Source organism: Paraburkholderia antibiotica, from assembly GCF_012927125.1.
In the GTDB taxonomy this organism is placed as follows: Bacteria; Pseudomonadota; Gammaproteobacteria; order Burkholderiales; family Burkholderiaceae; genus Paraburkholderia; species Paraburkholderia antibiotica.
This window is the reverse complement of record NZ_JABBFZ010000003.1, coordinates 353,234-374,893: the sequence shown is the minus strand read 5'-3', so window position 1 is coordinate 374,893 and position 21,660 is coordinate 353,234. Positions and strand designations below refer to the sequence as shown.

The following is a 21,660-nucleotide window of genomic DNA, read 5'->3' as shown; positions in this document are numbered from 1 at the left end:
GAAACGATGCTCGAAGTCGATCGACTGAACCAGTATTACGGCGGCAGCCACATTCTGCGCGACGTGCAACTCACGGTGCCCGACGGCAAGCTCACCGTGCTGCTCGGGCGCAACGGCGTCGGCAAAACCACGCTGCTGCGCTGCCTGATGGGCGTGGTGCCCGCGAAAAGCGGCGCGATCGCGTGGCGCGGCGCACCGCTGATGAAGCTGCCGACCCACGCGCGCGTCGCCCAGGGACTCGCTTACGTGCCGCAGGGCCGCGATATTTTTCCGCGTCTGACCGTCGAGGAAAATCTGCTGGTCGGCGCGGCCAGCAAGAAGGCGCCGAAGAAAATCCCCGAGCGTATCTACGAGCTCTTTCCCGTGCTGAAGGATATGCGCGGCCGGCGCGGCGGCGATCTGTCGGGCGGTCAGCAGCAACAGCTGGCGATCGGCCGCGCGCTGATGAGCGAGCCGCAATTGCTGATCCTCGACGAACCGACCGAGGGTATCCAGCCGTCGATCATTCAGGACATCGGCCGCACGCTGCGGCAACTGGTCGAGGAAATGGGCATGACGGTGCTGCTGGTCGAGCAGTACTACGACTTCGCGAAGGCGATCGCCGACCGCTACTGGGTGATGAGCCGCGGCGAGATTGTCGCGGGCGGCGACGGCGCGAACATGGAGGCGGATGGGGTTCGTGCGTTGATTGCGGTTTGATCACAGGTTGGATGGCGGACTGGGTGCGCTTCGAGCCTGATTCAGGTGTGATTTAAGCGTGGGTTGAGTTCGGCTCGAACACGTCTGCCTTCCCGTCTGCACCCTCTCCCCCTTCCTGGTCCACTACCGGTGGCCTCTTCACCGCGACGCGCTGTGGCGCGCCCGATGCCAGTGCGGCGTAGTCGCTCAAGTTATCGGCGGCGCAACCGTTACACAGGCTAGGCAGTGCCGCACAGACCAGCCGGAGAGTGGAGACCATGGACGAAAAAAGTCAGCCCAGACGCGAGTTCTACCGAAATTCAGCCTCGTATTGCCGGGTCATGGACGTCGAATCGGCGGTCACCTTCGGCCTGTTCCGGGTGGATTCCGGCGAAACGGTCGGCATGCTGTCGGTACGCTGGGAGAAGCTCGGCAACGAACTCGCGCCGCAACTGCACGCGTACTACGACAGCTGGCACGTGCTCGCGTCCTTTCCCGACGTGCTCGCGAAGATGGCCGGCACGACCGGTCCGTCGTGTTCGCCGGAAGCGTTCTGTCAGTTGCTGCTGGCATGCGGCTTCGTCGACCGGGCCGAGCGCAGCGTCGACGATCACGTCAAGCAGGCGCTCATCCGCTAGACACGCTCGCTGTTTCGCTTCAACCGCGATACCTGTATCCCCTCAATCGATCACAGAGAAACATATGTCCGTGACGGTTCACGTCGAATATCAGTACTGCCAGCATGGCAAGAAAGCGATCCTGACGGGCAGCGATTCGTTGACCGTCGCGGAAAACACGCCACGCGCGATCGCGGCGATGCTGCGTCTGCTGCATCCGCACTGGGAAGGCATCAAGGTGTTGTCGGCGACCGAGCCTTCGGCGGAGGGCACGGCGTCGTAGTTGAACTGCGGTAGTTGAACTTCGGTAGTTGAACCTGGCATTGCAAACCCGCACGTCTGTCGCCGTGGCATGCGTGCTATTCTCGCCGCGTCGTCCACGCCCCTCGCCTCTTCACTTTCTTCACTCGCATGTCGCTTCACGAAAACCACGTCACGCTCGCTACCGCGCAGCCCGCCGCGCATTCGCCGTGGCGCGCGCGTCTCGAACTGGGCTTCGTCGATAACGACGGACGCACGACGCTCGCGCACCGGCGGCACGACGGCCCGCTGCGCGTGCAGCGGCCGCTCTATCCGGAAGGACCGGCGATCTGTCACGCGGTGATCGTGCATCCGCCTGGCGGCATCGCGGGCGGCGATCAGCTCGACATCGACATCGCGGTCGGCACGCGCACGCACGCGGTGCTGACGACGCCCGGCGCAACCAAGTGGTACAAGTCGAACGGCCGCGCCGCGCGGCAGCGCATCGCGCTAGACGTCGGCGCACACGCGAAGCTCGACTGGCTGCCGCAGAACAACATCGTGTTCGACCACGCGCATGCGCAGCTCGATTTCTCGCTGACGCTCGCCGACGGCGCGAGCGCGATCGGTTGGGACGCGACGCAGCTCGGCCGCCAGGCGGCCGGCGAGCGCTGGTCGGCCGGCAGCCTGAGCGCGGTGTCGCGCATCGTCGGTGCGAACGGCGAGCTGCTGTGGTTCGAACGCGCGAGCCTCACCGCCGACGATCCGTTGCGCGACGCGCCGCAAGGGCTGGCCGGCTTTCCCGCCTACGGCACGCTATGGGCGATCGGCCCCGCGTGCGACGATGCGCTCGCCGAAGCGCTAACCGCGCAACTGCCGTTCGACGATACGTTGCGAGCGGCGGCCTCGTGCGTAACGCAAGGGGTGCTGCTGGTGCGCGCGGTGTCACGGTCGATGGAAACGTTACAGAATGCGCTAACGCGCTGCTGGCTGCAGTTGCGGCCGCTCGTGCATGGCGTTGACGCGGTGCCGTTGCGGATCTGGTCAACCTGAGTGGTCGGGCGGGGTCGTTGAGCTCGGTAGCACGAAGCAACGCAACGGTTGCCCGGTAGTTCGCTCACGGTAGTCCGTGCGTAGTTCATGCGTGACCCTTTGCGCCGGGCTGTACCGCAGTTCACATCAAGCCGCGCATACCGCGAACTCCACGCGAAGCCGCGCCAAACCGCGCCCCGCCTTTCACCTTCATAACACCCAGGCCGCACCAAACCGGCGCATTCGCGCGCCCCAAATCCGTGCGCGCGCCGCTTATCGGCCCGCCAAACACCCACCGTCACGCGTTGGCATATAGCTTGCGTTAGATTCCGCCGCGCCGCCGTCATCGCACTGCCGCGCGGACGCACAACGGCACGACGGCACCCGGCGGCAAGCGACGACGCACCAATCCCGACCGCCCCGCCAACGACAACGCGAACGACACCAACACCCACACCACCACGCTACCGCCCGAACCATGACTCGCACCTTTCCCCGCCCCGCACGCCGCGCGCTGCTGGCCGCCCTGCTCGCGCTACCCATCGTCGCCGATCTCGCGTTTCATTCGGGCGCCGCGCACGCCGACACGCTCGACAACATCGCCAAAGCCGGCGTGCTCAAGGTCGCGGTGCCCGAGGATTACCCACCGTTCGGTTCGGTCGGCCCCGACATGAAGCCGCAGGGCTACGACATCGACACTGCCACGCTGCTCGCGAAAGCGATGAACGTGAAGCTCGAACTCGTGCCGGTCAACAGCGCGAACCGCATTCCGTATCTACAGACCGGCAAGGTCGATCTGGTGATCTCGTCGCTCGGCAAGACGCCAGAGCGCGAGAAGGTGATCGACTTTTCGACCTCGTACGCGCCGTACTACCAGGGCGTGTTCGGCCCCGCCGACCTCAAGGTGAGCGGTCCCGCCGATCTCACCGGCAAGACCGTCGGCGCAACGCGCGGCGCGCTCGAGGAAATCGGCCTCTCGCAGATGGCACCGAACGCGACGATCAAACGTTTCGAGGACAACAACGCGACGATCGCCGCGTTCCTGTCCGGCCAGGTGCAACTGATCGCGGCGGGCAACATCGTCGCGGCCGCGATCCTCGCGAAAAATCCGCCGCGCCGGCCGGAGCCGAAGTTCGTGATCAAAAACTCGCCGTGCTTCGTCGGTATGAACAAAAACGAGCCGCGCCTGCAGCAGAAAGTCGATGCCACGATCGCGCAGGCGAAGCACGACGGCACGCTCAACACGATGTCGAAGAAGTGGTTCGGCGCACCGTTGCCCGCCGATCTGTGACGCGACTTTAGCGACACGCGTGGCGGCAGACGTGGTGACAAGCGTAGCGAGAAGCCCAGCCGCAACCGCCTCTGTAAGCGCGCCGTTAGCCGGACTTGCTACCGTGACCGGCTGATGGCGCAACGCCAATCGTTCTGCATCACCGCACCGCGCATCGTCATACCGCCACACCGCTACGACACCTCAACGCCGGAACTCCGACTCCCATGAAGCTGACACCTCGCGAGAAGGACAAGCTGCTGATCTTCACCGCCGCGCTGCTCGCCGAACGACGCCGCGCGCGCGGCCTCAAGCTGAACTACCCGGAGGCAGTCGCCTTCATCACCGCCGCGCTGATGGAAGCCGCGCGCGACGGCCAGAGCGTCGCCGAAGTCATGCACTACGGCACCACGCTGCTCACGCGCGCCGACGTGATGGAAGGCGTGCCCGAGATGATTCCCGACATCCAGGTCGAGGCGACCTTCCCGGACGGCACCAAGCTCGTCACCGTGCACCATCCGATTCCGTGAACCCTTCATCGTCAAGGCAGCTTTCATGATTCCCGGCGAACTCCTCATCGACGACGGCGAGCACGAGCTGAACGCAGGCCGCGCCACCGTGACGGTGCTCGTGTCGAATACCGGCGACCGTCCGGTGCAGATCGGCTCGCACTACCACTTCTACGAAGTGAACGACGCGCTGTCGTTCGATCGCGAGGCCGCGCGCGGCTTCCGGCTGAACATCGCGGCCGGCACCGCGGTGCGCTTCGAGCCGGGCCAGGAACGCACGGTCGAGCTCGTCGCGCTGGCGGGCGAACGCATCGTCTACGGTTTCAACGGCCGGGTGATGGGCAAGCTGTGACGCCTCCTCTTCCCCCGCAACCTCGTTGCTTCGGACTCACACCATGACACTACGCATTGGCCGCCGCGCATACGCAGAGATGTTCGGCCCCACCACCGGCGACCGCGTGCGCCTCGCCGACACCGACCTGCTGATCGAGATCGAGCGCGACTTCACGACCTATGGCGAAGAGGTCAAGTTCGGCGGCGGCAAGGTGATTCGCGACGGCATGGGCCAGTCGCAGCGCGTGCATGCGGACGTTGTCGATACGGTCGTGACGAACGCGGTGATCCTCGATCACTGGGGCATCGTGAAGGCCGACATCGGCATCAAGGACGGTCGCATCGCCGCGATCGGCAAGGCGGGCAACCCCGACATCCAGCCGGACGTGACGATCGCGATCGGCGCGTCGACCGAGGTGATCGCCGGCGAAGGGCTGATCGTGACGGCGGGCGGCATCGATACGCACATCCACTTCATCAGCCCGCAGCAGATCGAGGAAGCGCTCGCGAGCGGCGTGACGACGATGCTCGGCGGCGGCACCGGCCCCGCGACCGGCACCAACGCGACCACCTGCACGCCGGGACCGTGGCACATGGAGCGCATGCTGCAGGCCGCCGACGGCTATCCGATGAATCTCGGCTTTCTCGGCAAAGGCAACGTGAGCCAGCCTCAGCCGGCGCTCGAACAGATCGCGGCCGGTGCGATCGGTCTGAAGCTGCACGAGGACTGGGGTTCGACGCCCGCCGCGATCGACAATTGCCTGTCCGTCGCCGACGACACCGACACCCAGGTCGCGATCCACACGGACACGCTGAACGAAGCGGGCTTCGTCGAAGCGACGGTGGCCGCGTTCAAGGGCCGCACGATCCACACGTATCACACCGAGGGCGCGGGCGGCGGCCACGCGCCGGACATCATCAAGGTGTGCGGCGAAGCGAACGTGCTGCCGTCGTCGACCAATCCGACCCGGCCGTACACGGTCAACACGCTCGAAGAGCATCTCGACATGCTGATGGTGTGTCATCACCTGGACCCGTCGATCGCGGAAGACATCGCGTTTGCCGAGTCGCGGATTCGTCGCGAGACGATCGCGGCCGAAGACATCCTGCACGATCTCGGCGCGCTGTCGATGCTTTCTTCGGATTCCCAGGCGATGGGGCGCGTCGGCGAAGTGATCATCCGCACGTGGCAGACCGCGCACAAGATGAAGGTGCAGCGCGGCGCACTGCCCGAGGACAATGCGCGCCACGATAATTTCCGCGCGAAACGCTATGTCGCGAAGTACACGATCAATCCGGCGCTCACGCACGGCATCGCGCACGAGGTCGGCTCGATCGAGCCCGGCAAGTGGGCCGACCTGGTGTTCTGGGAGCCGGCGTTTTTCGGCATCAAGCCGTCGCTGATCCTGAAGGGCGGGATGATCGCGATGGCGCAGATGGGCGACCCGAATGCATCGATTCCAACGCCACAGCCGGTTCACTATCGCGAGATGTTCGCGACGCGCGGCGGCGCTCTCGGACGCACGTCGCTCACTTTCGTGTCGCAGCTCGCGGCCGATGCGAACGTCGCCGAACGTTATGGCCTCACGAAGCGTATCGTCGCGGTGAAGAACTGCCGCAGCGTGACGAAGGCCGACATGATTCACAACGCGTGGCGTCCGTCGATCAGCGTCGATCCGGAAACCTATCAGGTGATCGCCGACGGTCAGTTGCTGACCTGCGAGCCGGCCACCGTGCTGCCGATGGCGCAACGCTATTTCCTGTTCTGATGATGCGTACCCTGAACAAACTGCTCGCGCCGCATCTGAAGCTGGCGCCGGTGCTCGTCAAGCGCGCGCCGACCCTGACCCTCGCGTTCGACGAGCGCCGCAAAAGCCGCCTCGCCGCGACGCTCGATAACAGCGAAGACGTCGCCGTGCTGCTGCCGCGCGGCACCGTGCTGCGCGACGGCGACGTGCTGATTGCCGACGACGGCGGCCTCGTGCGCGTGGTGGCCGCGCCTGAAGCCGTGCTCTACGTCCGCGCGCCGAACACGCTGACGCTCACGCGCGCCGCGTATCACCTCGGTAACCGGCACACGCCGGTCGAAGTGGGCGCCGATTATCTGAAGCTCGAATACGATCCGGTGCTCGCCGACATGCTCACGCGCATCGGCGCGACGGTCGAGCAGGCGGCGCTGCCGTTCCAACCGGAAACCGGCGCGTATGGCGGCGGACACAAGCATGGGCACGACGACACTTTCGCTGAAGACTATGCGCTCGCGCAGCAGGTGTTCGGGGAGCATCACGAGCATTCGCATGACCACGAGGGCTCGCATGAGCATGCGTATTCGCACGAACCCGCGCAAGCTCACTCGCACAAGCACGAGCATGAGCATGGCCACAACCACGGCGATCACTCGCACGACGATTGCTGCGGCCACGGCCACGCGCACCACCCGCATCGTCATGCGCATCGCTGAATTCACCGCGCTGTTGCATCTCGCGTCGCCGGCACTGCCGATCGGCGCGTTCAGCTATTCGCAGGGGCTCGAAGCGGCGATCGAAGCGCAACTGATTACCGATGCCGATTCCGCGCGCGCATGGATCGAAAGTGGTTTGACCGACGTGCTCGCGCGCGGCGAACTGCCATTCCTCGCGCAGCAGATCGAGCGCTGGCGCACGCATGACATCGCGGACCTCCGCGACGCGAACGCCGAATTCCTCGCAAGCCGCGAGTCCGCCGAACTGCGCCGCGAAACCGAGCAGATGGGCTGGTCGCTGCGGCAATTGTGCGTGTCGCTCGAATGGGGCGATGCGTCACGACGCGCAACGCTCTCCGCGATCACGCCGCTCGCGCAGCCCACCGCGTTCGCATTCGCTGTTCACGCGCACGACGCCGCCGTCGATGCCGCGCTCGCCGCCTATGCATTCAGTTGGGTCGAGAACCAGGCGGCGGCCGCATTGAAGGCGGTGCCGCTCGGCCAGCTCGCGGGCCAACGCATCATCGTCGCGCTACGCGAACCGATCGACGCGGCCGTCGCGCGCGCGCTCGCCACGTCGCGCGAGAATCTCAACACCTTCGCACCGCAACTCGGCATTCTGTCGGCGCGCCACGAGTCGCAGTATTCGCGACTGTTCCGCTCGTAGTCGCTATTGCGCGATCGAGACGACCAGCACGCCTGGCATCACTGGAATCACTGGAATCACTGGACAATTCATCATGAACGCACCGCATCATCCCGCTGCTCCCCTGAACAATCGAAACACTCGCACGAAGAAGCTGCCGCCGCTGCGCGTGGGCGTCGGTGGCCCGGTCGGCTCGGGCAAGACCACGCTGCTCGAAATGCTGTGCAAGGCGATGCGCGACCAGTACGACCTCGTCGCGATCACCAACGACATCTACACGAAGGAAGACCAGCGTCTGCTGACAGTAGCGGGCGCGCTGCCGGCCGAACGGATCATGGGTGTCGAGACGGGCGGCTGCCCGCACACGGCGATCCGCGAGGACGCATCGATCAACCTCGAAGCGGTCGACCGCATGCTCACGCGTTTTCCGGACGCGGATATCGTGTTCATCGAATCGGGCGGCGACAATCTCGCGGCGACCTTCAGCCCGGAGCTATCGGACCTGACGATCTACGTGATCGACGTCGCGGGCGGCGAGAAGATTCCGCGCAAGGGCGGCCCCGGCATCACGAAGTCGGACCTGCTGGTGATCAACAAGACGGACCTCGCGCCGCTGGTCGGCGCGAACCTCGACGTGATGGCATCGGATGCGAAGAAGATGCGCGGCGAGCGGCCGTTCGTGATGTGCAATCTGAAGGCGCTCGACGGGCTGGGTGAGGTGGTTGCGTTTATCGAGAAGAAGGGATTGTTGAGGGTTTGAAAGACCGGCGCGTTCGAAGCAAGTCCAAACCGATCATGCGGGCGGCTTCCTCCGGCGTACCGAATACTCCGCTCAGCGAATCCGCACCAGCGTTCCAATAAAGCTGCCGGATTTTTCTCGGGCTTATTCCATAGCTTTCGAGCGCGGTGTCGAACTGCTGTCTGAGCGACTCCAGCAACCCGGGAAGATGACTCACGTCGTTAAGCCTGTCGGACAACCACGGAAGGTCTTCTTCGATCATCGAGACAACGTCATCGAAGGCCCTCTTATCCGAAAAGAACAGCCCTTTTACCGCGTCAAATGCGCGCCTTTTCGCAGTGCAACGGAAAAAGATGTTCTCGTCGTCCCAGTGAGCCAGCGTCGACATGGCAAGGCTTGCCGACGCAAGATCGAGAGCAAACGTCTGAATAGGCGCAAATGTCCGAGCATCGATGTGCAATAGAAACCGCAGGAGAAATTGCAGCACGGTCAACGGCGCATCAGGCTCATAGCGTGAGAGCAGTTCAGGCGGGAGATAGAAATACATAATCGACGGATCTTCCTTGATGAACATTGAAGGAAGATTTACGCCCGTCCTGAGTCTGACAGGCACCTTTGCACACGGCAGGCTATGGTCCGATATGCCGTCGCCGGGAACCAGCCAATGCTTGCGCAACCGGAACATGTGATGCCAATAACCCACTTCCCAGACCGACTGAAGTCTTTGCAAACCTTCTCTCGCCGTGCGCCGTTTGGCGCGTGCGTCTTTCGACTCCCTCTTCGCCGTTGTGCTCCGGTAAGCGAACACATCGAGCATCCGCAGAAACAATCCAATCGAACGATTGCTTGCGTCGAAGTCGAGTATGGCCGAAACGTTCGTATCGAGATACAACGCCTCCGCGAGCTTTCGCAAATAATTCGGCTCGTTTTTCAGGTTTCCTTTCAGCCACTTCGGCCATTGGCGCGCACTGAGCCCACTATCCGCATTCGTTGCCGTCCACAACGCAGTCTCGATTTTTTCCTTTATCTCCGGATAAGACAAACGCTCCCTGAACTGCACATCGGACACGAAGTGCTTTTCCACTTCAAACGTAAAAGCACTGACGCGAATGGAGCGCGTGGGTAGATCCTTGAATTTTGGGTGCAGGAGCTGTTCTACGGGCATGGCGAATAAGGAACGACTTTTGTGGTTTGTGTACGAGGACGCCTGAAAAAATAGCACGAGGCGTTTCCCGTCATCGCACACAAAATCCAATAAAAATTCCTGCTTTCGTGTTCGCCGAACAGATACCGCGTGCGCTACCGTGAGACCAAAATCTCACGAGGCGCTCATGCCCATCGATATAGAAATATGCATCCGTGCCCGACGAGAATCGGAGCGCCGCCGCAAGAAGCACAAAGGCGGACGAAGATGGCTTGCATTGCTAACTGCTGTGCTGACAGTCAGGCTGGGTATCGTTGAAATCGGTCGCGATGCGCAGCGTCCCGCGCAAGGCCTTCAGCCGCATTTGTCGACGGCCAGGCCGTCTCATAGCAAAGGAGCGGGCAAGACGCCCACTCGTGAATCGTCGTGCGATACGAGTGGGCCGATTGAGCATTGACTGAACACGAATCAAGCGCTTCGCAAAAATTCCGCTGGACGTCGACGCGCTTAAAGCCTCACTCCGGCAACAACGCCGCCAACACATCCACCGTACGCACCGTCGCCCCACGATGCCTTGCCGCGAACGCCGACGCCGCACCGCCCATCGCGAGCCGCCGCGCCTTGTCGCCGAAGAGCTCGCGCAGCGCGCGCGCCAGATCGGCCGGATCCTGCACCTGCACGGCCGCGCCTGCGGCAACCGCATCCGCCGTGGCCTGCGTGAAGTTGAACACGTGCGGACCGATCAGCACCGGCACGCCGACCGCGCATGCTTCGATCAGGTTCTGCCCGCCAAGCGGCAACAGACTGCCGCCGATAAACGCGAGATCCGACGCCGCGTAATAAGCACCCAACTCGCCCATCGAATCGCCGAGCAGCACCGCCACGTCCTGCGGCAACGGCGGCACGCCGCCCTCCGCGCCCAGCGCCGCCGACGCGACCTTCGCATCCGGCGCCCAGTCCGAGCGGCGCGCAAGCCGCAGCCCCGCCTTGTCGACGAGCGCCGCCACTTCATTGAAGCGCTGCGGATGACGCGGCACCAGAATCAGCAACGCGTTATCGACGCCGAGCGCCGCGAACGCTTCGAGCACCAGCGCCTCTTCGCCCTCGCGCGTGCTCGCCGCGACCCACACCGGCCGCGTGCCGATCGCCGCGCGCCACGCATGGCCGCGCGCCGCGAGTTCGGGCGGCGTGCTCATGTCGAATTTCAGATTGCCGAGCACCGCGACGTTGCGCGCGCCGAGCGACGTCAGGCGCTCGGCGTCGGACGGGCTCTGCGCGAGCACGCGTGCAAAGCCGCCGAACACGTCCTTCGTTGCGCCGCCGAATTTCGCCGCGCGCTTGTACGAGCGCGCCGACATCCGCGCATTGGTCAACACGAGCGGCACGTCGGCGCGCCGGCATTCGTCGATCAACGTCGGCCACACTTCGGTTTCCATCACGAGACCGAGCGACGGCCGCCACGCGCGCAGAAAACGCCGCACCGCGTGCGGCATGTCGTACGGCAGATAGCTGCGCAGCACGCGGTCGCCGAAAATCTCGATGCCGGTCGCGCGGCCGCTCGGCGTCATGTGTGTGAGCAGAATGCGCGCGTCGGGGCGTGCCTTGATCAGCGCCTCGATCAACGGCTGCGCGGCGCGCGTCTCGCCGACCGACACCGCATGCACCCAGATCAACGGCGCCTGATCTTCGGGCAACCGTCCGCGCGAATAACCGAAACGCTCGCCGATATGCTCGCGATAGCCGCGCTCCCTGCGCGAACGGATCAGCAGACGCAACACGGCCAGCGGCGCAATCAGCCACCAGAGCGCACGATAGATCGCTCTTAGCATCGACGCTCCGCATGGCCAACATGACCGAAGGAATTGAAGCGGCTCAGACGCCGCGGGTTCGCCGCATACCGCGGCGAGCGGGCCGGCACAGCCAGCCCGGACAGGGTACGAACCGCCGCGCTCAAACCAGCGCCCTGCCCTTCAGGCGCTCGAGAATGCCAAGCGGCGCGCACTCGGGCTGCGCCATCGCCTTGACCGGCAGGAAGAACGTCTGCTCCAGCATGAACTGGCCGGACATCACCGCGTGCGAGGTCTGATCGGAGAAACATACCCACACGCTGCCCGGCGGGAACGGCATGGTCTCCTGCGGGCTCGTCTTCTGATAGTCGAGGTCGGCCTTCATGCCGTCGTGCAGATTCAGCATCAGATGGTCGTACTCGCTGCGCGGCGACTTCGTGACGTGCAGCAGATTCAGCAGCCACGCCGAGCCCGGCATCTGCGGCTTGATGCGCGGCAGGAAGCGCTGCGCCATGTCCTCGAACGGTTCGCCGACCCGCCACACGCGCGGCGCGCCGTGCGGGTTGACGTTGGTGAACACGCGCAGGATGCGCTCGCCGTAATTCGGCCGCGACGGAAACGCGTCGACGTGCAGACGGCTGTCGTCCTTGCGCCACGAGGTTTCGCGCGTTTCGACCTGATGCAGCCGCAGGCTCGTCGGCGCCACGCGCAGCTTGCCGTTGTATTCGGGGAAGAGGCCGTCGACGAGCGTGCGCGCATTCGCCTGATAACGCGCGATCAACGCGCGCACCGCCGATTGCGTGACCGCGTCGCCGGCCACGCCGTGCAGCGCGCCGCCGTTCGGCTCAAGGCTGATGTTCTTGCGGTTCGGATCGGCGAGCGCGGGGTCGAGCAGCGCCTGCTCGCCGCCTTCGATCGCAAAGCGCAGGTTCGGGAAATACAGCACCTTGCCGCGTTCGACGCCGGCAAGCAGCGTCTCGCGCGGCACGGACAGGTTGGAGCCGTGCCAGTCGGCACTCGCTACTTCGATGATCTGGGTTTCGTTCATGGTCGCCCTTGGATACGGAGGTGCGCAAGGCGAAGCGCACCGGCGGGTTGCGGCAGCCCGGTCGCACTGCGGCAGACCCGGGCTCCTGCTGACAGCGGGCCCGGCTTACAGCAGACCGAAGCCGGCCAGCGCCGACTTGACCTGCTGTAGCGTTGGCGGCTGCCCGGCCGCGCCGAGATTGACGACGTTCGGCGACCAATAGCCGCCGGTACGCCACGCGGTCGAGAAATTGTACAACTCGACCGTCGGCCGCTTCAGCGCCGCGGCAATGTGAACCAGACCTGTGTCAACCCCGACGGTCGCGGCCGCGCCGTCGATCAGGCCGACCACCGCCGGCAGCGACAGCTTCGGCGGCACGATCGCGGCCGCGCCGAACTCCTTCGCGAGCCGCTCGCTGGTCGCGCGCTCGGCGTCGCTGCCCCACGGCAGCACGATCGACGCGCCCCGCCGCACCAGCGACTGCCCCAACTCGATCCACGCGGTATCGGGCCATTGTTTGTCGGCGCGTGAAGTCGCGTGCACGAACACCACGTACGGCACCGGCAGGTTCAGATTCGCCTGGGACAGCGCGAGCGCCGCCCGTCCGGTGTCGAGGCCGAAATCGATGTCGTCGGTGGGTTGCGGCGGCGGGTCGCCCAGCGCCGCGGCCACCAATTGCCGGGTGCGTTCGACCACGTGCGTGCGCGGCTCGATCGGCACACGCTGCCCGTAGAAAAAGCGCACCGGCCATTCGTAGCCGGCGCCGTCGGTCCGGTTGCCGAGGCCGACGAGCGGCCCACGCGCCATGCTCGCGACCCACGCGGTCTTGATGAGCCCCTGACAGTCGATCACCAGATCGTAGTTCTCGGCGGCGAGCGCGCGGCGAAACGCGCCGATCTCGCGCCAGTTGTCGACCGACAGGATGCGCTTGCGCCAGCGCCGCAGCGACACCGGAATCGCGCGCCGCACACCGGTCACGAGCTCCACGAGCCCGACGAAGCTTTCCTCGACGAGCCAGTCGATCTGCGCGTCGGGATGGCGGCGCCGGATATCGGCGATGACGGGCATGTTGTGAACGACGTCGCCCAGCGACGACACTCTCACGATCAGAATCTTTTGCGCGCTCAAGAGTGTGAAAACCGGCGATCCGGCTCGAAGATGCGTTGAAAGGAGCCCCCAACCCGGCGCACGGCGCCAGGCCCCCGGGGGATACAGCGGTCGGCAATTCTAGCGCGTCATCGGTGACGCACCTGAAAAGCGACATGAAAAACGCGGCGCGGGCATCTCGCCCGCGCCGCGTTCATGAGCAGCGGTGACGCTTCGAGCCGGTCCCGCGAGGCTCGAAGCGCCGCTGCGTCAACCGTCAGAACGGCAGTTTCGCATCGGCCTTTTCCGCCAGGATCACGCGGCGGAAATCGTCCTGGATGCGTTTGAGCGCCGCGTCGTTGTCGGCTTCGAAGCGCATCACAACGACCGGCGTCGTGTTCGACGAACGCGCGAGGCCGAAGCCGTCCGGATACTCGACGCGCAGGCCGTCGATCTTGACCACGTCGTCCGCGCCGGTGAACTTCGCGTTCTGCTGCAGACGCGCGATCAGTTCGAAGTTCTCGCCCTCTTCGAGCTTCAGTTGCAGTTCCGGCGTGGAGTGCGAGTTCGGCAGCGAGTTCAGCAGCTTGCTCGGATCCGCGACGCGCGTGAGGATTTCCAGGAGACGCGCGCCAGTGTACAGGCCGTCGTCGAAACCGTACCAGCGGTCCTTGAAGAACACGTGACCGCTCATTTCGCCCGCGAGCGGCGCGCCGGTTTCGCGCAGCTTCGCCTTCACGAGCGAGTGGCCGGTCTTCCACATCAGCGGCTCGCCGCCCTTGTCCTTGACCCACTTCGCGAGGTTGCGCGTGCACTTCACGTCGTAAATGATCTGCGCGCCCTTGTTGCGCGACAGCACTTCTTCCGCGAACAGCATCAGCTGGCGGTCCGGGTAGATGATCTGGCCGTCTTTGGTGACGACGCCGAGGCGGTCGCCGTCGCCGTCGAACGCGAAGCCGATTTCCGCATCCGTTTCCTTCAACGCGCGAATCACGTCTTCGAGGTTCTCCGGGTGAGCCGGGTCCGGGTGGTGATTCGGGAAGTTGCCGTCGACTTCGGTGAACAGTTCGACCAGTTCGCAGCCGAGCTTTTTGAACAGCTTCGGCGCGAGCGCGCCCGCGACGCCATTGCCGGTATCGACGACGATCTTGATCGGACGTGCGATCTTCACGTCGCTCGTGATGCGCTCGAGATACGCGTCGGAGATGTCGTATTCGGTGTACGAGCCGCTGCCTTGCGCGAAGTTTTCATCGACGATGCGCTGATGCAGCGCGAGGATCTGCTCGCCGTAGATGGCCGCGCCGCGCAGCACCATCTTGAAGCCGTTGTAGTCCGGCGGATTGTGGCTGCCGGTCACGACGATGCACGAATCGACCCGACGCTCGCCGCTGGCGAGCTTGAGCGGCACGCTCGCCGCGAAGTAGCCGACCGGCGTCGGCACCATGCCGACGTTGACGACGTCGACACCGGCCGCGCGCAAACCTTCGGACAACGCCTGGATCAGCTCGGGACCCGACAGACGTCCATCGCGCGCGACGACGACCGCGTCGCCGCCCTGCGCCCGCACTTCGCTGCCGAATGCGCGACCGATGGAACGCGCGGCGTCGGTGTCGAGCGTTTTGCCGATCACGCCGCGAATGTCATACGCCTTGAAAATGGATTTGGAGATCATGTTGGCTCACTTGCGTGCAATGGAAAATTTTGACCTGCGCACCGTCGATGAATCGGTAAAACCGGGCGTTGTCACGCCGCGGTGCGCCCTTGCCGGAAGCGGTCCGGTTCCAACTTATAATTGCGTTCTTCTGACCAGCCTGAATAACGCCATTCTAATGCTTAGACGCCGTCCCTTTGTAAAGTTGCCCCGGCTGCCGGCGGGCCGGGCGCATGCGCCGACGGCCACCTCGACGGCCGCCCGCGCAAGCGCGCAAGGCCGCTTTATCGGCGCGCAGCGGCGCGCGGCCACCGGATGCTGACGCTCAAGCGCTTCGCCAATCCCGACGTCACGCGCGCATTCACGAACATCGTCTGGCTGGGGCTCGAACGGCTTACGCAGATCGGCGTCGCGATCGCGATCAGCGGCATGCTCGCGCGCTACTTCGGGCCCGATACGTTCGGCAAATGGCAGTACGCGAACACGCTGCTGCTGGTGCTCTCGCCGATCACCTGGGTGTGCGGCGCGGAAATCCTCGTGCCGACCATCGTCAACCGGCCGCCCGACCAGCTCGGCACCGTGCTCGGCAGTGCGTTCGCGCTGCGCTTCTCGGTGTCGGCGCTCGCGTTGCTGCTGACATGGCTCGGGATCGCGCTGCACTTCTTCGATCCGCTCGTCGGCGCGATGCTCGCGGGTCTCGCGGTGACGATGCTGTTTCGCGAGCCGTTCGTCGGCGTGATCAACGCGTGGCTGCAAAGCATGACCTTCAGCAAGCCGCAGTTGCTGACCAGCATGAGCACCGCGATCGTCAAAGCCGGCCTCGTCTATCTGCTGGTGCGCGCCGCGGCCGCGCCCGCGCGCTTCGGCTGGCTGTGGGCGCTCGAATCGGCGGCGATCGGCGCGGTGCTGGTCGTCTACTTCATGCGCCGGCATGGCGGCAAGCTCGGCTGGCAGGTCGATCGATCGCTGTTCAGGCATTTCGCGAGCGCGGGCACGGTGTTCTGGCTCGGGCTCATCTGTATGTATCTGTTCCTGAAACTCGACCGGCTGATGCTGGAGCGCGCGATCTCGTTCGCCGACCTCGGCCGCTACTCGGCCGCCCAGCAGCTCAACGAAAACTGGATCACCCTCGCGCTGATGCTCGCGCAGACCATCGCGCCCGCGTTCGTCTATCGCGTGCAGGGCATCGCGCAACTGCGCCGCAACATGTGGCGGCTCACCGCGCTGACCGCCGTGCTGATGGTGAGCGGCGCGCTGGTGCTCGATCTGCTCGCGGGTTTCATCATCCGCCGCGTGTTCGGGCCGGATTTCGAAGGCGCGATCGAGATCTTCCGCTGGGCCGTGTGGCTGTCGGTGCCGGCCGGCATCGAGGCGATCGGCAATCTGGTCGTACTCAAGTATCAAGCTAAATTCGTGCTGCTTTCCAAGTGGCTGCTCGCGCTCGCCGTCGCGTTCGCGGTCAACCTGCTGGCGATTCCGCGACTCGGCGCCTACGGCGCGCTCGTGGGCCTCGCGGCCGGCTATCTGGCGGCTGCGTCGGTTAATCTTTATTACATCCGTTTCAAATTGCGCCCATGACGAATTTATCCGCCGCCGCGCAAATGACGCTCGACGATGTCGCGGTGCTGATGCCCGCGTACAACGGTCAGGCGGACGTGGATTTTACGCTCGCGTCGTTTAATGAAAGTGCGCTAGTGCACGTACTGATCGTCGATGACGGCAGCACGCCGCCAATCGTCGCGCCCGCGCTGCCGAATCTGAAAATCGAAGTTCTACGCATGGCGCAGAACGGCGGCATCGAGCGCGCGCTGCAGACCGGCATCGACGCGCTCGCGCAGCGCGGCTTTCGTTACGCAGCCCGAATCGATGCCGGCGACCGCGCGGTACCGCAGCGGCTCGCGAAGCAGCGCACGTTCATGGAGCTGCATCCGCGCGTGGCCGGCCTCGGCATGTGGACCCAGGTCGTCACGCGCGCGGGTGAACCGCTCTTCATGCTGACGCCGCCGGCCGAGCCGAAGGCGATTCGCCGGCAGCGCTTTTTCCGCTCCTGCCTCGCGCATCCGTCGATGATGCTGCGTATCGATGCCGTGCGCACAGTCGGCAACTATCGCGCCGAGTATCGTTCGGCGGAAGACCTCGATCTGTTCGTGCGCCTGATGGAGCGCTACGACTGCGCGAATCTGCCGGAGCTCGGTTTGTATTACGAACTGAACGAAGGCGGCATCAGCGCGACGAAGCGGCGCCGCCAGATCGGCTCGACGTTGCGCCTGCAATTGCGCTATTTCAACGTGGCCAATCCGTACGACTGGCTGGGCCTCGCGAAGAACCTGCTGCATCTGATGCTGCCGTATCGCACGCTGCAGCGGCTCAAACGCAGCCTGCTCGCGCCGCGCGCGAGTCACTGAGCCTGGCGCGCGACCCGTTATCCTGCGTGATGTCTCACTAGCGTCTCACCAACGTCCCACTCAACGCCCAGCCCTTCACCGCATGAAGCCTTCTTTCAAGTCGACGCCCGCGCTGCGCATTACACTCGTTTGCAACACGGCCTGGGCAATCTATACCTATCGGCAAGGGCTGATCCGCATGCTGATCGGACGCGGCGTCGACGTCACCGTGCTCGCGCCGCGCGACCGGACCTTCGAGCTGCTCGGCGCGATGGGCTGCCGCTGCATCGAGCTGCCGGTCGCATCGAAAGGCACGAGTCCGCGCGAAGATCTGCGCACGCTGCTCGCGTTGTACCGGCAATACCGGACGATCCGTCCGCACGTCGTATTTCACTACACGATCAAGCCGAACATCTACGGTTCGATCGCGGCGAAGCTGGCCGGCGTGCAATCGGTCGCGGTCACGACCGGCCTCGGCTACGTGTTTATCCAGCACAGCCGCGCCGCGCAGATCGCGAAAAGACTGTATCGTTTCGCGTTCCGCTTTCCGCGCGAGGTGTGGTTTCTGAATCGCGACGACGAATCCGCGTTCGTCGATCAGAAGCTGCTCGTGCATCCGGAGCGCGCGCGCCTGCTGCATGGCGAAGGCGTCGATCTCGAACAGTTCGCGTTCACGCCGCTGCGCGAGCGCGCGGAGTTCCGCTTCGTGCTGATCGGGCGGCTGCTGTGGGACAAGGGTGTCGGCGAATACGTCGAGGCCGCGCGGCAATTGCGCGAACGTTATCCGCAGGCGCGTTTCCAGCTGCTCGGGCCGGTCGGCGTCGACAACCCGAGCGCGATCACACGCGACGAAGTCGCCGCGTGGGAACGGGAAGGCGTGATCGAATATCTCGGCGAAGCGCACGACGTGCGGCCGCACATCGCCGACGCGGATTGCGTGGTGCTGCCGTCGTATCGCGAAGGCGTGCCGCGCACGCTGATGGAAGCATCGGCGATGGGCCGGCCGATTGTCGCGACCGACGTGCCCGGCTGCCGCGAAGTGGTGGCCGATGGCGTCAACGGTCTGCTGTGCGAAGTGCGCAACGCCGATAGTCTCGCCGCGAGTCTCGCGCGCATGCTCGACATGAGCGGCGCGCAACGACGCGCGATGGCCGAACGCGGCCGACAGAAAGTCGCAACGGAATTCGACGAACGCATGGTCGTCGAAACCTATAAAGACCTGGTTCAGAAAATCACGGGCGTTTTACTTTAACGGAGCAACAGCATGACCACGAATGGCACGATTCTGGTAACGGGCGGGGCGGGTTTCATCGGCTCGCACACCTGCGTCGAGCTGCTCAATGGCGGCTACGACGTCGTGGTGATCGACAACCTCGTGAACAGCAAACGCGAATCGCTGCGACGCGTGGAGCAGATCACCGGCCGCGCCGTGACCTTCTACGACGACGACGCGCGCGACGAAGCAGCGCTCAACCGGATCTTCGACGCGCATCCGATCACCGGCGCGATCCATTTCGCGGCGCTGAAGGCGGTCGGCGAATCGGTCGCGAAGCCGATCGAGTACTACAGCAACAACGTCGGCAGTCTGCTGACGCTGCTCGGCGTGATGCGCGACCGTAACGTCAGGCAGTTCGTGTTCAGTTCGTCGGCGACCGTCTACGGCGTGCCGAAAAGCTCGCCGATCGACGAATCGTTTCCGCTGTCGGCCACGAACCCGTATGGTCAGTCGAAGCTGATCGCCGAGCAGGTGCTGCGCGATCTGGAGCTGTCGGACCCGTCGTGGCGCATCGCGACGCTGCGCTACTTCAACCCGGTTGGCGCGCACGAGAGCGGCCTGATCGGCGAAGATCCGGCCGGCATTCCGAACAACCTGATGCCGTACGTCGCGCAGGTCGCGGTCGGCAAGCTCGACAAGCTGCGCGTGTTCGGCGGCGACTACGACACGCCGGACGGCACCGGCGTGCGCGACTACATCCACGTGGTCGATCTGGCGCGCGGACACCTGGCCGCGCTCGACGCACTGGTGAAGCGCGATGCGAGCTTCGTCGTCAATCTCGGCACGGGTCAGGGCTATAGCGTGCTCGACGTGGTGCGCTCGTTCGAGAAGGCGTCGGGCCGGCCGGTGCCGTACGAGATCGTCGCGCGCCGCCCGGGCGACGTCGCGCAGTGCTTCGCCGATCCGGCGGCGGCCGAGCGGATCATCGGCTGGCGTGCGCAGTTCGGCATCGAGCGCATGTGCGCGGATCACTGGCGCTGGCAGTCGATGAATCCGCGAGGGTTTGCCTGACCTGATGTAGCCGCGGGCCCGGTGCATCATCGAAGAATGCGCCGGGCCGGCAACACCTGCGTGATCGCTCGTCCGATGTTGCGAGCGGCTTCATTCCGCCGATTCGCGCGGATAAAAGTACAAGCCGGCAATATTCACCGCACCGCTCAAACCATCCTTCGGCACCGCCGACACGAGAAAGCGCCGATGCGGGCGGCTCATTTCATCAGGTGAGCAACGCGCCGCCTGAGTGAACACCAGTTGCCAGTTTTGCGCGATGCAAAACGGCACGCTGCCCTCGCGCTTCGCCTGCGCTTCGATGCCCACCAGAAGCGGCCACAGCTGCTCCCATTTCGCGGTGCCATCGAGATCGAAAACCAGCGGGCCGCCGCCCGCTTCGAGATTGCGGATCGCTGCGTAAGCACCGGGAACTCGAGGGTCGTTGTACTGGGAAACGTTCTCGGGCGGCTGATGAATCCGGATCGCGGTGAACGCCCCCACGGCCACGCAAACGATCACGGCGACCGGCAGCGTCACCACCATCAGATTGTCGAGACAACGTTTCGCCAGCAACGTGAGCGCCAGAGCCGGCACGACGTAGTAGAAGATGCCGACATACATCAGCGAAAAATCGTCGACGCCGACAACGGCATAAAAGAGGAAAGCGACCGTCGCACAGGCCAATGCTAACGACAAGGCCCGCTCAGGCGCGACACGGCCTTCGTTTTCTCGCGCGGGCTTGTTGGTCACGAGGACCGCGCACGCCACCGCGCCAAGGAGCAGGCCGAAGATTCCGTTGCTCCAGAACAGGCCGACAAAGCGCACGGCGTCTACGACACGATTGGCTTTGTGGGCATGCCCGAACGCCGCATATTCGGCGAGCGGTCCGGGGAAATGAAGCATCGTCCGGATCGCGAGAGGAATCAGGAAAAGCACCACGATCGCCAATGCGGCTACGATCGTTCGAAAATGGCTCGCGAGGTAATGGCGGCTCAATATCTGGCTTTCACGGGAACCCGACCTGATGGCAATCCAGCTATTGGCTAGCAGCGCGCACGCCAGCATGATGACGGTCATACCAAGAAACGAGGCATGGCCATTCAGAAGAAAACCCAGGCTCACGGCAAGCAATGGAAGTCCGTCCGCGCGCCCCATGATCAATGCGCCGAGGGACACAGTGAACGCAGCGAAAGCGAAGTAGTAGAGATGCGGAAACCACGGGCCTGCGAAGGCCTGATAGTTGATGTACGCGGTGACGCCGACGAAGATAGCCGTCGTGACCAGGGCCGCCGCAACGGCTCCGTCGGCCCCTCGCTGCATTTTGATCAGGAGTGTGCCGATTGCCGCGATCCAGAAACCGGAAAGCAGCGCAACCGCATAGATCTGACCGGCAAACGGCGACGCGACCCAGTGCGTCAGATCGAAAAATACGATCTCGCCCGCGGCAAGCACGTAGAGAAACGCCGGCCCCGGATGATTGAACCCGATGCGCGAGTAGTTTCCAACGAGCAGCTTCAAATGCTTCGCGTCCGCAATCAGCAACGAATTCGCCGCGAAATCGCCGACTTCGTGAAGCTGAACGGACGCGAAGGTCTGGCCGAACACGATGATGAACAGTCCGACACAGAGCGCCGAAATGAAAAATGCGGCCAACCCCTTGAGCATAGAACACCTGTTTTCGTTTTATTCGGCGTCTTACGATGATCCGGCGCGGCTCTTCAGCGAATCACCCGATGAGGAGCGTGGCAATTACCGGCAGCAAAAACGCAGATCAAAATGGAAAGCAGGAT

Annotated in this window: 22 protein-coding genes; 16 read left to right on the top strand and 6 right to left on the bottom strand. The window is 64.4% G+C overall.

Translation table 11 applies throughout. From position 1 onward, the window contains the following. Nucleotides 1–6 precede the first annotated feature (6 nt). The 11 genes from urtE (at nucleotide 7) to ureG (ending at nucleotide 8,546) form a co-directional block, all read left to right on the top strand. Nucleotides 7–699: an urea ABC transporter ATP-binding subunit UrtE gene (gene urtE / locus HHL14_RS08535; protein WP_169497148.1), complete on the top strand. Its 693-nt coding sequence runs from the start codon at nucleotides 7–9 to the stop codon at nucleotides 697–699. 320 nt (nucleotides 700–1,019) lie between these two features. Continuing rightward, on the top strand, nucleotides 1,020–1,316 hold the full coding sequence (locus tag HHL14_RS08530; protein ID WP_230412959.1) for a hypothetical protein: 297 nt from the start codon (nucleotides 1,020–1,022) through the stop codon (nucleotides 1,314–1,316). A 64-nt stretch (nucleotides 1,317–1,380) separates the two neighbouring features. Then, on the top strand, nucleotides 1,381–1,578 hold the full coding sequence (locus tag HHL14_RS08525) for a hypothetical protein (RefSeq protein ID WP_169497146.1): 198 nt from the start codon (nucleotides 1,381–1,383) through the stop codon (nucleotides 1,576–1,578). A 128-nt stretch (nucleotides 1,579–1,706) separates the two neighbouring features. Continuing rightward, entirely contained in the window at nucleotides 1,707–2,588 is an 882-nt protein-coding gene (locus HHL14_RS08520; RefSeq protein WP_169497145.1) for an urease accessory protein UreD, read from the top strand. 457 nt (nucleotides 2,589–3,045) lie between these two features. Next, a complete protein-coding gene (locus tag HHL14_RS08515) occupies nucleotides 3,046–3,858 on the top strand; it encodes a transporter substrate-binding domain-containing protein (protein WP_169497144.1) in 813 nt (270 codons plus the stop codon). A 206-nt stretch (nucleotides 3,859–4,064) separates the two neighbouring features. Further along, complete coding sequence (locus HHL14_RS08510) at nucleotides 4,065–4,367, top strand: urease subunit gamma (protein ID WP_169497143.1); 303 nt, start codon at nucleotides 4,065–4,067, stop codon at nucleotides 4,365–4,367. Nucleotides 4,368–4,392: 25 nt separating this feature from the next. Continuing rightward, on the top strand, nucleotides 4,393–4,698 hold the full coding sequence (locus HHL14_RS08505; RefSeq protein ID WP_169497142.1) for an urease subunit beta: 306 nt from the start codon (nucleotides 4,393–4,395) through the stop codon (nucleotides 4,696–4,698). 43 nt (nucleotides 4,699–4,741) lie between these two features. After that, the gene (ureC, locus tag HHL14_RS08500) at nucleotides 4,742–6,448 is read left to right on the top strand and encodes an urease subunit alpha (protein WP_169497141.1); all 1,707 of its coding nucleotides are present in this window, start codon (nucleotides 4,742–4,744) and stop codon (nucleotides 6,446–6,448) included. A 2-nt stretch (nucleotides 6,449–6,450) separates the two neighbouring features. Continuing rightward, nucleotides 6,451–7,140 carry an urease accessory protein UreE gene (ureE, locus tag HHL14_RS08495; RefSeq protein ID WP_169497272.1) on the top strand — a complete coding sequence of 230 codons (690 nt, stop codon included), beginning with the start codon at nucleotides 6,451–6,453 and terminating at the stop codon, nucleotides 7,138–7,140. Continuing rightward, nucleotides 7,127–7,807 carry an urease accessory protein UreF gene (locus tag HHL14_RS08490; RefSeq protein WP_169497273.1) on the top strand — a complete coding sequence of 227 codons (681 nt, stop codon included), beginning with the start codon at nucleotides 7,127–7,129 and terminating at the stop codon, nucleotides 7,805–7,807. The genes ureE and HHL14_RS08490 overlap by 14 nt, the downstream gene beginning before the upstream one ends. Nucleotides 7,808–7,880: 73 nt before the next feature. Further along, nucleotides 7,881–8,546 (top strand): urease accessory protein UreG, encoded by a 666-nt coding sequence (gene ureG / locus HHL14_RS08485; RefSeq protein WP_169497140.1) that lies wholly within the window; start codon nucleotides 7,881–7,883, stop codon nucleotides 8,544–8,546. Here ureG and HHL14_RS08480 read toward each other — a convergent pair. The 5 genes from HHL14_RS08480 to HHL14_RS08460 all read right to left on the bottom strand — a co-directional run bounded on the left by HHL14_RS08480 (nucleotide 8,515) and on the right by HHL14_RS08460 (nucleotide 15,241). Then, on the bottom strand, nucleotides 8,515–9,747 hold the full coding sequence (locus HHL14_RS08480) for a hypothetical protein (RefSeq protein ID WP_206002248.1): 1,233 nt from the start codon (nucleotides 9,745–9,747) through the stop codon (nucleotides 8,515–8,517). The two genes, ureG and HHL14_RS08480, sit on opposite strands and share 32 nt — an antisense overlap. A 437-nt stretch (nucleotides 9,748–10,184) precedes the next feature. Continuing rightward, entirely contained in the window at nucleotides 10,185–11,498 is a 1,314-nt protein-coding gene (gene waaA, locus HHL14_RS08475; protein WP_169497138.1) for a lipid IV(A) 3-deoxy-D-manno-octulosonic acid transferase, read from the bottom strand. A gap of 121 nt (nucleotides 11,499–11,619) precedes the next feature. Next, a complete protein-coding gene (locus HHL14_RS08470) occupies nucleotides 11,620–12,504 on the bottom strand; it encodes a Kdo hydroxylase family protein (RefSeq protein ID WP_169497137.1) in 885 nt (294 codons plus the stop codon). A 105-nt stretch (nucleotides 12,505–12,609) separates the two neighbouring features. Next, entirely contained in the window at nucleotides 12,610–13,551 is a 942-nt protein-coding gene (waaC, locus tag HHL14_RS08465) for a lipopolysaccharide heptosyltransferase I (protein WP_230412971.1), read from the bottom strand. Between the two features lie 295 nt (nucleotides 13,552–13,846). Next, complete coding sequence (locus HHL14_RS08460; protein WP_169497135.1) at nucleotides 13,847–15,241, bottom strand: phosphomannomutase/phosphoglucomutase; 1,395 nt, start codon at nucleotides 15,239–15,241, stop codon at nucleotides 13,847–13,849. Here HHL14_RS08460 and HHL14_RS08455 point away from each other — a divergent pair. The 5 genes from HHL14_RS08455 (at nucleotide 15,240) to galE (ending at nucleotide 19,891) form a co-directional block, all read left to right on the top strand. Continuing rightward, nucleotides 15,240–15,542, top strand: a complete 303-nt coding sequence (locus tag HHL14_RS08455; protein WP_169497134.1) for a hypothetical protein — start codon at nucleotides 15,240–15,242, stop codon at nucleotides 15,540–15,542. The genes HHL14_RS08460 and HHL14_RS08455 overlap by 2 nt on opposite strands. Continuing rightward, nucleotides 15,536–16,798, top strand: a complete 1,263-nt coding sequence (locus HHL14_RS08450) for an oligosaccharide flippase family protein (RefSeq protein ID WP_169497133.1) — start codon at nucleotides 15,536–15,538, stop codon at nucleotides 16,796–16,798. The genes HHL14_RS08455 and HHL14_RS08450 overlap by 7 nt, the downstream gene beginning before the upstream one ends. Next, entirely contained in the window at nucleotides 16,795–17,625 is an 831-nt protein-coding gene (locus tag HHL14_RS08445) for a glycosyltransferase (protein WP_169497132.1), read from the top strand. The genes HHL14_RS08450 and HHL14_RS08445 overlap by 4 nt, the downstream gene beginning before the upstream one ends. An 82-nt stretch (nucleotides 17,626–17,707) precedes the next feature. Further along, nucleotides 17,708–18,856, top strand: coding sequence for a glycosyltransferase family 4 protein (locus HHL14_RS08440; RefSeq protein WP_169497131.1), 1,149 nt, complete (start codon nucleotides 17,708–17,710; stop codon nucleotides 18,854–18,856). Between the two features lie 12 nt (nucleotides 18,857–18,868). Next, nucleotides 18,869–19,891, top strand: a complete 1,023-nt coding sequence (gene galE / locus HHL14_RS08435) for a UDP-glucose 4-epimerase GalE (protein ID WP_169497130.1) — start codon at nucleotides 18,869–18,871, stop codon at nucleotides 19,889–19,891. A gap of 90 nt (nucleotides 19,892–19,981) precedes the next feature. Here the strand turns inward: galE and HHL14_RS08430 are convergent, their stop codons facing one another. After that, nucleotides 19,982–21,535 carry a hypothetical protein gene (locus tag HHL14_RS08430; RefSeq protein ID WP_169497129.1) on the bottom strand — a complete coding sequence of 518 codons (1,554 nt, stop codon included), beginning with the start codon at nucleotides 21,533–21,535 and terminating at the stop codon, nucleotides 19,982–19,984. Nucleotides 21,536–21,660 lie beyond the last annotated feature (125 nt).

Bases quoted from the DNA above. Each gene is read 5' to 3' on its own strand.
- urtE (WP_169497148.1), top strand. From the start codon at position 7: ATGCTCGAAGTCGATCGACTGAACCAGTATTACGGCGGCAGCCACATT.
- HHL14_RS08530 (WP_230412959.1), top strand. From the start codon at position 1,020: ATGGACGTCGAATCGGCGGTCACCTTCGGCCTGTTCCGGGTGGATTCC.
- HHL14_RS08525 (WP_169497146.1), top strand. From the start codon at position 1,381: ATGTCCGTGACGGTTCACGTCGAATATCAGTACTGCCAGCATGGCAAG.
- HHL14_RS08520 (WP_169497145.1), top strand. From the start codon at position 1,707: ATGTCGCTTCACGAAAACCACGTCACGCTCGCTACCGCGCAGCCCGCC.
- HHL14_RS08515 (WP_169497144.1), top strand. From the start codon at position 3,046: ATGACTCGCACCTTTCCCCGCCCCGCACGCCGCGCGCTGCTGGCCGCC.
- HHL14_RS08510 (WP_169497143.1), top strand. From the start codon at position 4,065: ATGAAGCTGACACCTCGCGAGAAGGACAAGCTGCTGATCTTCACCGCC.
- HHL14_RS08505 (WP_169497142.1), top strand. From the start codon at position 4,393: ATGATTCCCGGCGAACTCCTCATCGACGACGGCGAGCACGAGCTGAAC.
- ureC (WP_169497141.1), top strand. From the start codon at position 4,742: ATGACACTACGCATTGGCCGCCGCGCATACGCAGAGATGTTCGGCCCC.
- ureE (WP_169497272.1), top strand. From the start codon at position 6,451: ATGCGTACCCTGAACAAACTGCTCGCGCCGCATCTGAAGCTGGCGCCG.
- HHL14_RS08490 (WP_169497273.1), top strand. From the start codon at position 7,127: ATGCGCATCGCTGAATTCACCGCGCTGTTGCATCTCGCGTCGCCGGCA.
- ureG (WP_169497140.1), top strand. From the start codon at position 7,881: ATGAACGCACCGCATCATCCCGCTGCTCCCCTGAACAATCGAAACACT.
- waaA (WP_169497138.1), bottom strand. From the start codon at position 11,498: ATGCTAAGAGCGATCTATCGTGCGCTCTGGTGGCTGATTGCGCCGCTG.
- HHL14_RS08470 (WP_169497137.1), bottom strand. From the start codon at position 12,504: ATGAACGAAACCCAGATCATCGAAGTAGCGAGTGCCGACTGGCACGGC.
- waaC (WP_230412971.1), bottom strand. From the start codon at position 13,551: ATGCCCGTCATCGCCGATATCCGGCGCCGCCATCCCGACGCGCAGATC.
- HHL14_RS08455 (WP_169497134.1), top strand. From the start codon at position 15,240: ATGTTGGCTCACTTGCGTGCAATGGAAAATTTTGACCTGCGCACCGTC.
- HHL14_RS08460 (WP_169497135.1), bottom strand. From the start codon at position 15,241: ATGATCTCCAAATCCATTTTCAAGGCGTATGACATTCGCGGCGTGATC.
- HHL14_RS08450 (WP_169497133.1), top strand. From the start codon at position 15,536: ATGCTGACGCTCAAGCGCTTCGCCAATCCCGACGTCACGCGCGCATTC.
- HHL14_RS08445 (WP_169497132.1), top strand. From the start codon at position 16,795: ATGACGAATTTATCCGCCGCCGCGCAAATGACGCTCGACGATGTCGCG.
- HHL14_RS08440 (WP_169497131.1), top strand. From the start codon at position 17,708: ATGAAGCCTTCTTTCAAGTCGACGCCCGCGCTGCGCATTACACTCGTT.
- galE (WP_169497130.1), top strand. From the start codon at position 18,869: ATGACCACGAATGGCACGATTCTGGTAACGGGCGGGGCGGGTTTCATC.
- HHL14_RS08430 (WP_169497129.1), bottom strand. From the start codon at position 21,535: ATGCTCAAGGGGTTGGCCGCATTTTTCATTTCGGCGCTCTGTGTCGGA.